Genomic DNA, 13,653 nt, shown 5'->3' on the forward strand with positions numbered 1-13,653 from the left:
CCTGGACACCGCGTGCACCAGGAGCCACGAGAGAAATCCGTCGTCCCGTACATCGCGCTGCGCGTCGGTGAAAGCCCGGTCGCCAAGCAATTGGACCTGGAACTGCGCGGCGGCCCCGGCACGTGGGGGCTGGCCTACGCCGATGAGGTCCCCGACGACCGCGACAGCCACGATGTCCTGTGGCAGCGCTATCACGAGACCCGCGACTGTGCGGGCAGGGTGACCGGCGCCCCGGTGGCCGGACGAGTGCACCCCGGCCGGCTCCGGGAGACGGTGAGCCGCCTTACCTGCCCGGTTTGCAACCACCCCGCCGACAAGACCGACGACGGTTACCTCTTCCTGGTGCCGCGCGCCAAGAGCCGCATCGAAGCACCGCTGACCACGTGGCCCCCGGTGTGCCGGGAACACGCCACCGTCCACGCCCGCGACCGCCCCGACCTGCGGGACGGGTACACCGCGATTCGGTCGGCCGACCCCACTCTGCACGGCGTGCGTGGACGCCAGTACCGCCGCGCCGGCACCGCCTTCGAGGTCGCCAGGCGCGATGCCCGCATGCCCTACGGGCACGCCCAACAGCGCTGGATCGTCGCTTATCGGCTCGTCCGCAGGCTGACACACCCGACCGTCGCGATCGAGGCCGCCGACGCCGCCCGGTGACCCGCGCCGCACGGCAGCGGCCTCACCGCCCTTCCGACCACAGCCTCCAAGGAGTGCTTCGTGCCCCTTCGCACCCGGTATGACCAGTTGACGGCCACTGAGGCCCGGTGTCTGACCTACCTCGCCGACGGTCTGAGCACGACCGACACGGCCGACAAGATGGGCACCAAGCCCCAAACGGTCCAAAGTCACCTGCGGCGCATTCGCATCAAGTTGGGGGACGGTCCGCGCGCGTTCGTGCTGCATCGCGCCTACGTCAAACGCCAACTCCCGCTTCCTTTGGCCGCCAAGGCGCCGGTCCGCTTCACCCACGAAGACCTGCGGATATGGAACCTGGTCGCCACCGGCAAGGTCCCTGCGGGGGCAGCCGGGACCACCACCCGGACCGCCATCAAAGCGCTCATGCAGAAGGCGGGAGCCGAGACCGAAACGCACCTGATCCAGCTCGGCCACACCTACCGGCTGCTGACCGGGCCCGAAGAGACCTGAGCCACCGGACACGTATCCAGCCCTGACCAGGCCGAGAGGCCCATGAGCAACACGCCAACCGCGCGGGCCCCGCCAGCCATCCCGCTCACACCGGCCACCGTCGACCCTCCCGTCCCGTAGAGAGAACCGGTTGACCAACCACTTCCTGCCACCGGCGCCAGCGGCCCACCGGTCGCTGCCCCGCCAGCCCGGCACCTACTACTGCGGGGACACCCACATACGCATCGACGGAACCACGGCATTCACCGTGCCCGTGCGCCTGTCCGTCCCCCCGCCTGGCCAAAAAGACCGCGTGCCGGCCCCCGGCACCTCCCCGCTGCCACCGGAGCACACCCCATGACCACGCCCGAGACCCCCGAGACCCCGATCTGCGAAGTACGGCAGGAAGCCGGCCGCGAGCACGACGCGCTCGGCGCCCGGATCGCGGCCCTCGCCGAAACCGCCGCTCCCGTTGTGGAAGCCGTCACCGGCCTTCCGCTGCCCGTCCGGCCGTTGCTCCGCCTCGTGACTGTCGAGGCCCTGATCGCCACCCGCCGGGAGCACACCGACGCGATGATGCACCGCCTGCGCGGTGAGGGCTACGGCCAGCAGTTGGTCGACGAGGCGGAGTTCGCCAGGGCGCGCGAGCGCTTCGACAACGGCGAGCGGGGCCTCGCCGCGAACTGGAAGAACATCCAGGCGATCAGCTACGAGGACGCCCGGATGCGCCCGCAGATCCTCATCATCGCGCGCTCCGTCGTCCACCATGGCCACGACGACGACCAGCTCCTGCGCACGATCGCCCACGAGCTGACCCACCTCGCCCAACACCGGGCCACCGGCGGACGTGCGCTCGATTTCGTCATGTCGCCCTACGGCTACGGCATGCGAATGCCCGGTACCAAGGAACTCGCCCACTGCGCGGCGCGGTTCCTGATCGAAGGCCACGCATCCTGGGCCGACCACCAGGTGACCACCCAACTCATCGGCCAGCCTCTGGGCTGGCACACCGACCCCACCACCGACGAGCAGCGCGCGACCAAGCGGCTCTACGACGACGGCTGCGCGTTCGTCGCAACCGCCATCGACCAGGTCGGCCTGGAGTCCTTCAACGCCACATGGCGCCATCTGCGCACCTCCTGCCCGGTCGAGACCGAGGTGGACGATGTCACCGGCTGGCTGCGCCGCAACTACATCCCCACCCCGACCATGGCCGCCAGCCCACCCCGTGAGTAACCGAGCCCGGTGACCTGCGCCCCGCCCCCACACCGGGCGCAGGCCGCCGACCGCACGGACTGCCCCACTCACCGGTGCCCGGCGGCCACGCCTCCCCGCACACCGCCGGGCACCTCCACCCCGGGAAGCACCTCATGGACACCACCCCCACCCCAGCCGGACGCCCCCTCGCCGTCTGGAAGGGACTAACCGTCTCGTACGTCACTCCCTGGGCCGGCGAACGCAACATCTCCCGCGACCACCTGCTCCTCGACAATGGCGGGCTGCGTTACAGCGACGAACACTCGGAAGACCGAGATCCGCGAGGCGGGCTGTGGGAACGCTGGGACGGCACCTACGGTGACGGCGCCCCCCAGTTCGGTCCGTTCAACTCCGAGCGCCAGCACACCGCGATGGAGCACCTGCTGTGCCAGGTGTGCGCCCGTCCCGCCGACCGAACCACCAAGGGCTACCTGTTCCTGGAGCCGGGGCGTGCGACCGTCAGCAAACTGGAAGGCAGCCGCACCGTGCAGCCGCCGCTGTGCCTGCCCTGCGCCCTCATCGCCCGCGCACAATGCCCCCGGCTGCGGAACTACGTTGCGCTGCGGGCACGCAAGCCCAGCGTGTGGGGACTGTACGGCACCGCATACGTCTCATGCCCCCGCCTCGCCCAGCGCCCCACCAGCTCACTCGCAGTGGACCGGGAGTGCTCGGTCGCGTACGGGACGCCGGAGCTGCCGTACGTGCTCGGCAACCAGCTCGTCCGGGAATATCGCCGTGTCACCATTGTCAACCTCGACGAGGAAGCAGCCCGACATACGGCCTAACCGTAGTCCTTACGAAAGGCCAGAAAGCTGGCTTCCCTAACGCCTCCGAAGAATCCCTTGTCAGTATCTGTGGCAAGGGATTCTTTTATTTGAGGAGTACGTATGCCGACTGCCGAGACGAGCCCGCGGGACACGACCGGCCGCGTGCAGCAGCAGCTCGTAAAGGACCGAGAAGTCGCCGAAAAGGAGGCTGCCAAGTCACAGCTCCGCGATGCGCAGGTAGCCGAGGCGGCTCGTGCCGAGCCGGTGGACCTCGCAGCTCCCCAGGTCGTAGAGGTCGAAGAGTCGCCCGTCGTCGTCAGCGAGAAGCTGTACGAAATGCGGGTCACCGAGGATCTCGAAGACGTCACCATCGGCTACGGAAACGTATACAACTTCGAGGCAGGTCGTACCTACAAGAACGTGCCCGGCCTGGTCTACAACCACCTCCGCGAAAAGGGCTACGTGTGGGGCGCCTGACATCGGTTGCAGCTGGCCGCCCGTATCAGCTCACGTCTCCCGAGGGGATCGGTGTCGGGTACGGGCGGCTGGAGCCAGGAAGCGTGGTCGATGTCCTTTCCGTGGCGTCGGCTGGTGTGACCTTCGCTCTTCCCGCCGGCCGTACTTCTCCGCCGCCGCGGCTCATCCGCTACCCCGAGCCCTTCTTCGAGGAGCACTTTGCGCCGTACACGCCGCCAGTGATCACGCCGCCCGACCCGGAGCCCGAGCCCAAGCCGCAACCGCCGGAGGAACTGCCCAGCCCGGATGAGATCGCACAGGAGGTGCAGTGACGGTGCCGTCCTACGTCCCCATCCAGACCAGCGCAGACCTGACGCGCGCCATGGTGGCCTCGCCGGACCTGCCGGCCACAGTGACGGACAGCCTGCACACAGCCTGGGCTGCTCGACCGGATCGTGCCTCGATGATGGGCCGTCTGCCGAAAGGTTTCCTCCAGGAGCTGGTGACTTCAGCCTCCACCCCAGAGGGTCTGGCAGCGCTGCGCACCGAGATTGAGGCGGTACCGGACCGTACGATCACCCGGCACGTGCATCTGCTGACCCGCGATCCCGGCCGAACGGTCACGCTGGCGACGTTGCCGCAGAGCGAGGTCAGCGCTGACGGCTACCTGCCACAGCTCATGGACCTGGGCGAGGCCGTGGTCGACGACCAGAACCGGGCGACCGTCTCGAACCTGTCGGAGGTCACTTTCGGGCCACTGCTGCCGGGCCCCGGCACTGCGGTCATCACCGTCACCCATGTCGCCGTCACGCTCACAGCATCGGACGGCACCGGCCGGGTCGTCAGCGTCATCGAGCTGGCCGACCGGCACGACATGCGAGCAGGGGAGTCGGTATCCATCCGTGCCGGAGCCCTGAGCTGCGGGGTGGGCTGATGGTTGACCAGACACACATGCTCGCCCGCGTCCGCTCCCTGCTCGGCGATTTCGGCACGGAGTTCCGCGACGTGCTGACCGGTACAGGCGACCTGTCCGAGTACGACCTCTCCCAGACGCGCGTCACGGTCACCAAGGCCCTGCTCGTCCAGGAAGGCCAGAGCCGCGAGCTGATCGCCGGCACGGACTACACCCTGCTCTCCCGAGAAGGCCGACTGCTCTTCCGAGAGCGCCTGGGCCCGCTGCCGCTGGGCGCCGTCGTGATCGTGGAAGGCCGCTCCGGCGGCATGGTCGACGACCAAGAGCTGGCCATCCACCTCCAGGACGCCGTGCTCCAGCACTGCTCGGACCGAGTCATCACAGTCCGCTACCGGTCCGCGGAGGGCTTCTACCGGTACGAGGACGAGCCGGTGACCCTGGCGACGCTGCCGGAGATCGAGGAACTGCCCCTCGCCATCCTGGCAGCCGTCAACTTTCTGTGGGCGGTAGCAACGGACGCCTCCATGGAACCCAACATTCATACGGCAGAGGGCACCCACATCGACCGCGGGCAGATATACGCCCAGGTCATGGCGCAGATCGAAAATCTTGAGGCGCGGTATCGGGACCTGTGTCAGCAGCTCAACGTGGGCCTGTACCGCATCGAAATGGCGACACTGCGCCGCGTCTCTCCGTACAACAACCGCCTCGTGCCCATCTTCACGCCGCGCGAGTACGACGACTCTGCCTACCCAACGCGCCAGCTCCCGCCCATCGACCGCCGCAACGAAGACCCCTCTGGCATCGCATCGCCCATCATCAGCGGGTTGACCGGATGAGGGCCGACTGGAAGCACGGGCGTTTCAGCACCGCCTATCACGCGGCCCGTATCGATGCTGGGCTGCGTGCCTGGCAGCACCGCAAGGGAGACGTCGTCACGTGGTTCCGGGCCGCGCCGGCGCAGTCCCACGCCCATGACGTATATGACGAGGGCGCAGCTGCTGGCGGCCGGGCCTACCATCCACCGATCACGGTGCCAGTGCTGGACGTCTCTCGCGACCAGGGCGCCGTCGAGCGCACCGCGCAGGGCCTGTACCAGGTGGCTCCGCTGTACGTGACGGCCGCGGCGCGCCAGCTCGCCCGCGTCGGCATCTCCCAGCCGGACATCGACACCCACCAGTACCTGCGGGACTGGATCGGCTACGACGGCCGCCTGCACCGCATCGACGAACTCCAGGCCCTGGGTCGGCTCCGCCGGCACGACTTCGTGGTCTCGCTGAAGCTCACGGAAATCAAGCCCGACGAAATCACCGCGGACACACAGCTCGACGAATACCGGCGCTTCGGCCTGCGCCACATACGCCAGCCACGGTGAGCTAACACCCTGCGCAATACCGGTGTGAATCTTGACCTGACGGAATTCCTGAGAGGTCGAATCCATGCCGTGGCTGCTGAATGAAGACGCCGCACTGCGGAAAAAGCTCCAGGGCCTCACCGTGAAAGATGGAGCCCTGGAGCTTCCCGTCGGCGTGCGCTTCTCCTACCCGGAAAGCGAACTGGCCGACCAGACATTCCCCCTCATCATCCTGGAACGCACGCGAGCCGTCCGTGACCCACGCCGGGAGGCCCGGGGCGTGGTGCAACTCGGGTACGCACCAGAAGGCCGCGCGTCTTGGCCTGGCATGGAAGACGGAACGGCCTCTCCGTACTACACGGACAACCCGATTCCGTACCGCATCGAGTACCAGGTCAACGTCCTGTGCCGGAAGCAGGCCCACCTCACCGACCTGGTGGCCCGGCTCAGCGCCGTCGACTTCCTGCCAGTGCGCTTCGGATACCTAGAGGTCCCGGAGGACGGCACGGTCCGCAGCCTCGAACTGGAAGGGCCCGAATTCCACACCGGGTGGGACGAGAATCAGAAGCGGCTCGTGACCGCGGTCTACCTCGTCAGCGTCACCTCCGAAGTGCTCGGGACGGTGTCCACGCCCACGCCGGTCAAGAAGGTCATCACCGACCTGCATGACACCCAACCCCAGTGGCCCGCATAAGGAGAAGCATGGCGACCACCACCTACAAGCGCCCAGGCATATTCGTCGACGAGACCCTCAACCCGATCGTGGTGAACGAGCCGCCGGCCGGGGAGTTCGTCGCGGCCTTCGTGGGGGCACACGATTTCGGGCCGTCCAAGCCGACTCTGATCCGGAGCTGGGCCGAATTCGTTTCCCTCTACGCCGGATTCAGCGGCGGCATGCTGCCCTTCGCGGTACACCAGTTTTTCAGCAACGGTGGCCGGGCCTGTTACATCGTGCGAGCCGTCGCGGCTGACGCGAAGACCGCGTCGCTTGTGCTGAAGGACCGCCAGGCCGGCACAGGCGAAAACTCTGGCGCTAAGGACGTGCTGCGACTCGTCGCCACTGCGGCGGGCACCTTCGCCAACACCATCGCCATCAGCGTGACCGACGCCGGCACCGGACCGGGACGTTTCAACCTGACGGTTAAGGCGGGCGGAGACACTGCTGGCGGCGCAGTCGAGCGCTACACCGACGTCAGCCTCGACCCCACCGACGCCCGCAATGCGGTCGCGCTCGTCAACGCGCCCCAATCCGGCTCCAAGTTCGTCACCCTCACCTACCTTGGCCCCACCACCTGGAAGATCGACAATACCCCCGCAGTGACGGTCGACCAGATGCTGGCCGGGGGCACCAACGGCGTTGCGGCCCCCGACCTTTCGGCGGCTGCCCAGTCGCTGGAATCCACCAACGTCGTCCTGAACATCAACCTTCCCGGAGTGTCCGATACCGCAGTCCTCAATCCGGTCATCGACTGGTGTGAGCGCTACGGCTATGCCTTCCTCGTCGTCGACAGCCCGCAGATCACCGAGGGCACGCCGACTGAAGTTGCGGTGTCGAAGCTCAAGGAAATGAGCCCGCTGGTCAACGGAGGAACCACGCCGGCGCCCCTGCGCGCTTCTTCCTACGCTGCCGTCTACGGCCCGTGGATTCAGACCGCCGATCCCGCAGTGGCGGCTGTTGGTGCGACGCGGCTCCTGCCGCCGGGTGGTGCCCTGCTGGGTCAGTTCGCAAGGTTCGACGTCGACCACGGCCCGCACCGTACGCCTGCCGGGCAGGACGCCGTTCTCCGAGGGGTGTACAGCGCGCAGTATCGATTCACCGACGCCCAGCTCGACGAGCTGAATGTGGCAGGCATCAACGTCATCAGATTCGTACCGAACGCAGGCTATTGCCCGATGGGCGGGCGGACCGTCAAGGCCGGTTACCCGGACCGGTACATCGCCGTACGCCGCTTCCTCATCCACGTGCGCAAGCTGCTGGTCGAGTCGACCAACTACGCCGTTTTCCAGCCCAACACCCCGGACCTGTGGGCGTCGCTGACTGCGGTTGTCACTCAGCGGCTTACCGAGATGACGCAGGCGGGACAGCTCAAGGGCGGCAGCCCTGAGACGGCTTTCCGGGTGGTGTGCAACGAGACCAACAACTCTGCGCAGAGCGTCGCCAACGGCGAAGTCCACCTCGACATCGGCCTTGCGTTGATGCGTCCGGCTGAGTTCATCGCCATCCACATCGGTCAGTGGGAGGGCGGCAGCTCGTCCTCTGAGGCCCTTCAGTAAAGGAGTTGGGGCATGGCAGGTAAGACTAGGGCGACGGTTGAGCAGAAGTCCAGCCTCGCCTCGATAGCAACAGATCCTCTTCGCTCGTTCAAGTTTCACGTCCAGATATCCGGCCCGCAGGGGCTTCAGGGTGCCTATCCGAAGCTCGGCTTCATGGCGGTTTCCGGGTTGAGCATGACCACGGATGTTATCGCGTACCGGACCGGTGGAATGAATGTCTCGACCCAGAAGCTCCCGGGGCAGAGTGACTTCAGTCCCATCACGCTGTCCAAGGGGCTGTGCCCAGGAGATCAGCAGCTTCTTGACTGGATGGGTCAGCTCTTCAATGTGATGCAGGGCGTCGGTAAGACTTACGACACCAATACCGATTTCCGGGCCACGGTCGACATCATGCTGATTGAGCATCCGGTCACCAAGTCCACGGCCAAGGTTCAGGCGGTGTGGCGGCTGTACAACGCTTGGCCCACCTCCGTTGCCTTCGGTGATTTGGACGCCGGCCAGAACATGTACGCCGTCCATCAGATGACCCTCGCGCACGAGGGATTCGATTTCAAGGTCGCCCCGAACGCTAAGTCCAGCGTCACACTCTAAGGAAACGCTATGACCACCGAAAACCTCGCCTACGACTGGACTTACGACCAGGCCGCCGCTCCGGCCATCGACCCTGCCTCCGACACCGCAGCAGCCAACCGTGCAATGCAGCAGGTTCTGGCGGACAGTACGGGGCCGGCACCGAAGCCGCCTTTCCCCGGCAGTACGGCAGTTGTGCTCCCGGTGGACCTGGACATCGACGGGCAGTCCGTGACCAGCGCCCGCGTACGGGAGCTGACCGGCGCCGACGAAGAAGCCCTCGCCGCAGTGCCACGCGCCTCGCTGGAGTTCTTCGACACCATCCTGCGCCGCGGAGTCACCGAGCTGGGCTCTGCCGCCCCTACCGAGCAGCAGCTCCAGGACATGCTCGTCGGCGACCGCGACAGCCTGCTCCTGGCCGTGCGCTGCGCAACCTTCGGGCCCAGCCTGGAGCTGCACGGCGTGAGTTGTCCCGGCTGTGACGAGCGCATGGACGTCACTATCGACCTGTCCACGGTCGAGTGCCGCGGCCTGCCGGAGGGCGAGCACACCGTGCGGCTGCGGGACGGTCGAATCGTGCACCTACGGTTTCCGACTGGCGCGGATCAGAAGTACATCCTCGCGGAGAAGAACGCCAGTCCGGCGCGCGTGAATTCCAGGCTTCTGGAGCGCTGCATGCGCTATATCAGCACCACTGAGCAGGCCCCGGCGGCGCTGGTGGAGGACGGCGCTGCCCTCGCCCAGAGCCTGGGGATTGCCGATCGCCGCACGCTGCTGATGTACCTCGCCGACCATGCTCCCGGCCCGCAGCTTGCCGACCTGTCAGTGGAGCACGACGGATGCGGGGAGGAGGTTCCGCTGCCGCTCTCGGTGGCGGACATCTTTCTCGATCTCTGATATCGAAGCGACGCTCCTCGACACGGAATCGCTCGTGTTCGCCTATCGCTGGCCACCGAGCGAAATCAAGGCCCTGACCGTCCGGGAGCGGCAGTACTGGCGCGACCTCGCGCTCTGGAACAAGGAACGAAAGGAGGCACTGAATGGCGTCCAGTGAACGCAGCGAACCGAACATCGCTGGACGCCTGCTTGGCGTATCCAGGCTGGAGCACGAGGTCGATGACCTGGAGCGCCAGATCAGAGTGCTCGGCCAGAACGTGAGCCGGTTGAACCGGGCCTTCGGTGCACTGCCGACCGGGCTGGGTTCAGGCATGGGGGTCGCCGGGGCTTTTCCCGCGGCCAACCGGCCGACACCGGCCGGGACGGCACAAGCCACCTCCAATCCCAGCGGCACTGGCACTGCCGTTCAGCAGGCGGCAGCCATCATGCGGCAGCGCATGGAGGCGCGGCGAGCCCAGCAGAACGAAGCGGTCACTCGCGCCGCGGAGCAGCGTCGCCAGCAGGAGGAGGAGCGACGCCGGCAACGGGACCAGGCCCAGCGTGACCGCCAGGAGGCCAATGCCCGTCACGCTGCCGCCGCCGAGGCTCAGCAGCAGGCAATGCGTGAGGCGCAGGAACGGGCACGGCAGGATCGGGAGCGCGCAGATGCCAGTGCCCGCGCCCGGATCACCGCTCGGCTGGGCGGAGCCGGCGGGGTTCCGCCGCGGCCTACGGTTCCGCCGACCGTAGGAGCGGGCCAGCCCGGCCGCGGCGGCCGAGTCATTGACGGGGAGCGGCTGGCGTTTGGAGCGGGGCAGCTCGCCAGTCGAGCGGTTTCGTGGGGCGCTGGAAAGGTCCGGTCGCGCGTCGACCACATGACGGACCAGGCGTACGAGATGGATCGCTACGCCGCGTTCGCCTACAGCTCCTGGGCTGACCCGAAGGCTGGCTACTGGTCGCAGAAGAATCGTTTCCGCAACGACGCGATGCAGTCCTCTACCGCGCTCTCGACGGAGGACCTGAACACCGGTCTGTTCGAGGTCGACCGGCGACTCGGTATGGGCCGCAGCGAGGCTGAGCGAAGGCTGCTGCACCAGCAGGCATCGGGGTACGCGCTGCTCGATCCGACGATGGGTGTCGCTGATTCCGCGCGGATGATGACGGCGATGTACACGCCGCAGGCGTCCATGCTCTACCAGGCGATGGGCCTCGGCCCGACCATCGGTGCCGGCGGCAAGCGGATATCACAGGGCCAGCTCAACCAGAACCTTCTGGACCGGGTTTTCCAGCGCGGCTACCGGCTGAAAAATGTGCTGGCTGCCTCCGAGCAGGGCGGGTCGCTGCGAACCACGCTGGAGGGGCAGGCCCGGCAGCTCGGCATGGGCCAGGACTGGGTGGAAAACCGGCTGACCCAGATCCAATCCCAGGCCCGGTGGCGCGAGCAGACCGGCGGTTCGGTCGACGAGTACGAGCGGCTGCTGCGCGATGCCGGCGGCACGGGGGAGAAAGCGGAGCAGGCCCGCGAGAGGCTGCAAAAGGGCGGCCTCGACGTCGACAACCTCCTCAATCAGAAGAAGCGCCGGGAGGGCGAGGAGCGCCGTCACGACAGCCAGATGATGGATGCCTTCGCCCCGGCAATGCAGGCCGCCACCGATGTCGTCATTGATTTCAAAGAGGCGCTGAACGCCATTTTGGAGCTGCCCGGCGTCAAGCACGTTGTCGGCGGCTACCAGGGAGTGGATGCAGGTACCGGGGGACGACTGACGGGTGCGCTGAAGGGCGCGGGGGTCGGTGCGCTGACCGGCCTGGCGGCAGGCAGCGTTATCCCCGGCATTGGCAATGGCGTTGGCGCCTTGGCCGGCGGCATCATCGGCGGTATCGGCGGCCTGATCGGCGGAGGCGCGGCTGGTGGTGGCTCGATCGGTGGGGGAGCGGCCGGAGGTTCGGGCGGCTCGAAGACGCGGGCGAACTTGCATCAGGGCAGTGCCAACTCCGCTATCAAGGCGGCGCTGTCCCAGATCGGTGTCGACTACTCGTGGGGCGGCGGCGGGCCGGAAGGCCCATCCCGTGGCTTTGCGCAGGGCGCGAGAACGGTTGGCTTCGACTGCTCCAGCCTGATGCAGTACGCCTTCAGCAAGGTCGGGGTCCGGCTGGGGCGTACGACTTACGAGCAGCTGAAGGCGGGAAAGGGCGTAGCGTACAAGGACCGCCGTCCTGGGGACTTGATGTTCCCCAACAGCGGGCATGTGGTGATGTACCTCGGCAACGGCAAAATTGTCCACGCGCCGCGCACCGGGCAGAAAATCCGTGTCGACTCGGAAGACCATTTCGGGAAGTACATGGCGGTCCGCCGAGTGGTCGCCGGCGGAGGGGACACTTTCTCGTCGGACGAGCCGGGATCGACCTCCTCGGAGGCGGGCGCAGGAAACGACAACTCCGCGGCGACCGGAGCCAGTACGACCGGCACCATCACCAATGCGTACGGCTCCGTGAACGAGGTGGAGGCGCTGGCTGCCGCTCTTTCCGCAGGAGGCCGGGGAGCGGCCGGGGCAGGCGGAGGCAGCAAGAAGAGCGGCGAGGATGGCAGGGATGACCCAGCCGGTGCTGATGTGGACACCGGCGGATATTCCTGGGGCGCTATCAACGGCCGTTACACGAAGGTGCCGGCGCCGCCCGGCTGGGTCAAGGCCGCGATTCAGCGTGGCATGGCGGCGAAGGGCGTCTCGGGTGCTGCCTGGGCGCGGGGCCTGACCACCATCGCCTACCGGGAATCGGGCTACCGTCGCGACGCTCGAAACGACTGGGACTCCAATGCCAAGAACGGCGATCCGTCGGTGGGCCTGTTCCAGGTGATCGGCTCGACGTTTAAGGCGTACCGGGCGAAGTCGCTGCCCAATGACCAAACGGACCCGGCAGCATCGGCGGCTGCCGCTATCGGCTGGATCAAGGCCCGCTACGGAAGCATCGGCAAGGTCCAGCAGGCTGACCCCAATAAGCCCAGCAAGGGCTATGAGATCGGCGCTTGGGACCTGCCGGAGGATGAGATCACGCAGGTCCACAAGGGCGAGATGATCGTGCCCAAGCGGACCGCGCAGACGATCCGCAACGCCCTGATGCAGGAATCCATCCCGGTCAAGTCCACGACGGCCGCAGCCCTGGAAGGCCCGAAACGTGCTTCGGCGGCCGGCGGCGGTGGGGGAGTGACGGTTCAGTTCGGGCAGGGTGCCATCAGCATTACTGTTCAGGGCGCGATGAGCAGCAGCGCTGCCATGCAGGCGGGCCGCCAGATCGTGGACGCTATCGCTGCGGACAAGCGGCTCAAAGAAATCGGAGCGGGGGTCTAAGGTGTTTTCGCGTCTTCACAAGGAGCTGGACGCTAGCCAGCACACTAACGGCCAGATCGACCCAAGGCAGCTTCCGGCCGGCGGCGTCGGCTGGTGGGGCGGCGGGATCGGTAGCGGCCAGGACGACCACCTCACTTTTCTCCAGGGCTACATCGTCAGCGACACCCGAGGATTGCCGAAGAAGGAGAAGCCGTACTACTTCAAATTCCATTACAACCCCTCCACCGTGAGTATGTCGCACGGACTGGATCAGGCGACCATGCAGCCGGCGCAGTGGCAGCGCGCCGAGGCCGACACGGGTACCGCTCTGCTGCCGATCAACAGCTCGTGCAGCTTCAGCCTGTTCTTCGACCGTACTTACGACATCCTGGCGCGAAAGAGCACGCCGCAGTCCAAGTACGGCGTGATGTACGACGTGAACGCCCTGTACAACCTGGTCGGCATCAACTCCACCTCTCGTACGGGCGGATCGACTGGAACCAGTACCGACCCGAACAGTGAGCCGTCCCCTGACGCAGCGGAGATTCCCGAGACGGTGACCGGGCCCATGCAGATGAGACCTTGCACCGTGTTTTTCGGCGGCCAGGACAGGGCCCTCTTCTATTACGGATTCATCAGCAGCGTCGAGACGCAATGGGTGCACTGGACGCAGGACATGACTACTCAACGCGTCTCGGTCAGCATTACGATGACAGGACTTCCCCAGCCGAAATAGGA

Annotated in this window: 16 protein-coding genes; all 16 read left to right on the top strand. The window is 66.8% G+C overall.

Annotation, left to right across the window (positions count from 1 at the left end):
• Nucleotides 1-12: 12 nt before the first annotated feature.
• Nucleotides 13-657, top strand: a complete 645-nt coding sequence (locus tag IH45_RS0103270; RefSeq protein WP_050514491.1) for a hypothetical protein — start codon at nucleotides 13-15, stop codon at nucleotides 655-657.
• A gap of 60 nt (nucleotides 658-717) precedes the next feature.
• Complete coding sequence (locus IH45_RS0103275) at nucleotides 718-1,146, top strand: helix-turn-helix domain-containing protein (RefSeq protein WP_078897179.1); 429 nt, start codon at nucleotides 718-720, stop codon at nucleotides 1,144-1,146.
• Nucleotides 1,147-1,482: 336 nt separating this feature from the next.
• The gene (locus tag IH45_RS0103280; protein WP_030660955.1) at nucleotides 1,483-2,361 is read left to right on the top strand and encodes a hypothetical protein; all 879 of its coding nucleotides are present in this window, start codon (nucleotides 1,483-1,485) and stop codon (nucleotides 2,359-2,361) included.
• A gap of 134 nt (nucleotides 2,362-2,495) precedes the next feature.
• A complete protein-coding gene (locus tag IH45_RS1000000144980) occupies nucleotides 2,496-3,167 on the top strand; it encodes a hypothetical protein (protein WP_158812900.1) in 672 nt (223 codons plus the stop codon).
• Nucleotides 3,168-3,269: 102 nt separating this feature from the next.
• A complete protein-coding gene (locus IH45_RS0103290; RefSeq protein ID WP_030660963.1) occupies nucleotides 3,270-3,626 on the top strand; it encodes a hypothetical protein in 357 nt (118 codons plus the stop codon).
• A gap of 83 nt (nucleotides 3,627-3,709) precedes the next feature.
• Nucleotides 3,710-3,937, top strand: a complete 228-nt coding sequence (locus IH45_RS0103295; protein ID WP_030660965.1) for a hypothetical protein — start codon at nucleotides 3,710-3,712, stop codon at nucleotides 3,935-3,937.
• Entirely contained in the window at nucleotides 3,934-4,539 is a 606-nt protein-coding gene (locus IH45_RS0103300; RefSeq protein WP_030660968.1) for a hypothetical protein, read from the top strand. The genes IH45_RS0103295 and IH45_RS0103300 overlap by 4 nt, the downstream gene beginning before the upstream one ends.
• Nucleotides 4,539-5,357: a hypothetical protein gene (locus tag IH45_RS0103305; protein ID WP_030660971.1), complete on the top strand. Its 819-nt coding sequence runs from the start codon at nucleotides 4,539-4,541 to the stop codon at nucleotides 5,355-5,357. Before IH45_RS0103300 ends, IH45_RS0103305 begins: the two co-directional genes overlap by 1 nt.
• A complete protein-coding gene (locus IH45_RS1000000148550; RefSeq protein ID WP_158812902.1) occupies nucleotides 5,354-5,893 on the top strand; it encodes a hypothetical protein in 540 nt (179 codons plus the stop codon). Before IH45_RS0103305 ends, IH45_RS1000000148550 begins: the two co-directional genes overlap by 4 nt.
• 64 nt (nucleotides 5,894-5,957) lie before the next feature.
• Nucleotides 5,958-6,566 carry a hypothetical protein gene (locus IH45_RS01000000143060; protein WP_032916698.1) on the top strand — a complete coding sequence of 203 codons (609 nt, stop codon included), beginning with the start codon at nucleotides 5,958-5,960 and terminating at the stop codon, nucleotides 6,564-6,566.
• Nucleotides 6,567-6,574: 8 nt separating this feature from the next.
• Nucleotides 6,575-8,146: a phage tail sheath subtilisin-like domain-containing protein gene (locus IH45_RS0103320; RefSeq protein ID WP_030660978.1), complete on the top strand. Its 1,572-nt coding sequence runs from the start codon at nucleotides 6,575-6,577 to the stop codon at nucleotides 8,144-8,146.
• Nucleotides 8,147-8,158: 12 nt separating this feature from the next.
• Nucleotides 8,159-8,737, top strand: a complete 579-nt coding sequence (locus tag IH45_RS0103325) for a phage tail protein (RefSeq protein ID WP_030660981.1) — start codon at nucleotides 8,159-8,161, stop codon at nucleotides 8,735-8,737.
• A 9-nt stretch (nucleotides 8,738-8,746) separates the two neighbouring features.
• The gene (locus IH45_RS0103330) at nucleotides 8,747-9,613 is read left to right on the top strand and encodes a T4 family baseplate hub assembly chaperone (RefSeq protein WP_030660983.1); all 867 of its coding nucleotides are present in this window, start codon (nucleotides 8,747-8,749) and stop codon (nucleotides 9,611-9,613) included.
• 34 nt (nucleotides 9,614-9,647) lie between these two features.
• Nucleotides 9,648-9,770 (top strand): hypothetical protein, encoded by a 123-nt coding sequence (locus tag IH45_RS1000000150575; RefSeq protein WP_267885122.1) that lies wholly within the window; start codon nucleotides 9,648-9,650, stop codon nucleotides 9,768-9,770.
• Nucleotides 9,757-12,936 (top strand): NlpC/P60 family protein, encoded by a 3,180-nt coding sequence (locus IH45_RS1000000150580; protein WP_050514493.1) that lies wholly within the window; start codon nucleotides 9,757-9,759, stop codon nucleotides 12,934-12,936. Before IH45_RS1000000150575 ends, IH45_RS1000000150580 begins: the two co-directional genes overlap by 14 nt.
• A 1-nt stretch (nucleotide 12,937) precedes the next feature.
• The gene (locus IH45_RS0103345; RefSeq protein ID WP_030660989.1) at nucleotides 12,938-13,651 is read left to right on the top strand and encodes a hypothetical protein; all 714 of its coding nucleotides are present in this window, start codon (nucleotides 12,938-12,940) and stop codon (nucleotides 13,649-13,651) included.
• Nucleotides 13,652-13,653 lie beyond the last annotated feature (2 nt).

It is taken from the genome of Streptomyces rimosus subsp. rimosus (assembly GCF_000720725.1).
Classification (GTDB): Bacteria; Actinomycetota; Actinomycetes; order Streptomycetales; family Streptomycetaceae; genus Streptomyces; species Streptomyces rimosus_A.

Excerpts from the sequence above, each read along its gene's own strand:
- IH45_RS0103280 (WP_030660955.1), top strand. The coding sequence starts at position 1,483 with ATGACCACGCCCGAGACCCCCGAGACCCCGATCTGCGAAGTACGGCAG.
- IH45_RS1000000144980 (WP_158812900.1), top strand. The coding sequence starts at position 2,496 with ATGGACACCACCCCCACCCCAGCCGGACGCCCCCTCGCCGTCTGGAAG.
- IH45_RS0103290 (WP_030660963.1), top strand. The coding sequence starts at position 3,270 with ATGCCGACTGCCGAGACGAGCCCGCGGGACACGACCGGCCGCGTGCAG.
- IH45_RS0103305 (WP_030660971.1), top strand. The coding sequence starts at position 4,539 with ATGGTTGACCAGACACACATGCTCGCCCGCGTCCGCTCCCTGCTCGGC.
- IH45_RS1000000148550 (WP_158812902.1), top strand. The coding sequence starts at position 5,354 with ATGAGGGCCGACTGGAAGCACGGGCGTTTCAGCACCGCCTATCACGCG.
- IH45_RS01000000143060 (WP_032916698.1), top strand. The coding sequence starts at position 5,958 with ATGCCGTGGCTGCTGAATGAAGACGCCGCACTGCGGAAAAAGCTCCAG.
- IH45_RS0103320 (WP_030660978.1), top strand. The coding sequence starts at position 6,575 with ATGGCGACCACCACCTACAAGCGCCCAGGCATATTCGTCGACGAGACC.
- IH45_RS0103325 (WP_030660981.1), top strand. The coding sequence starts at position 8,159 with ATGGCAGGTAAGACTAGGGCGACGGTTGAGCAGAAGTCCAGCCTCGCC.
- IH45_RS0103330 (WP_030660983.1), top strand. The coding sequence starts at position 8,747 with ATGACCACCGAAAACCTCGCCTACGACTGGACTTACGACCAGGCCGCC.
- IH45_RS1000000150580 (WP_050514493.1), top strand. The coding sequence starts at position 9,757 with ATGGCGTCCAGTGAACGCAGCGAACCGAACATCGCTGGACGCCTGCTT.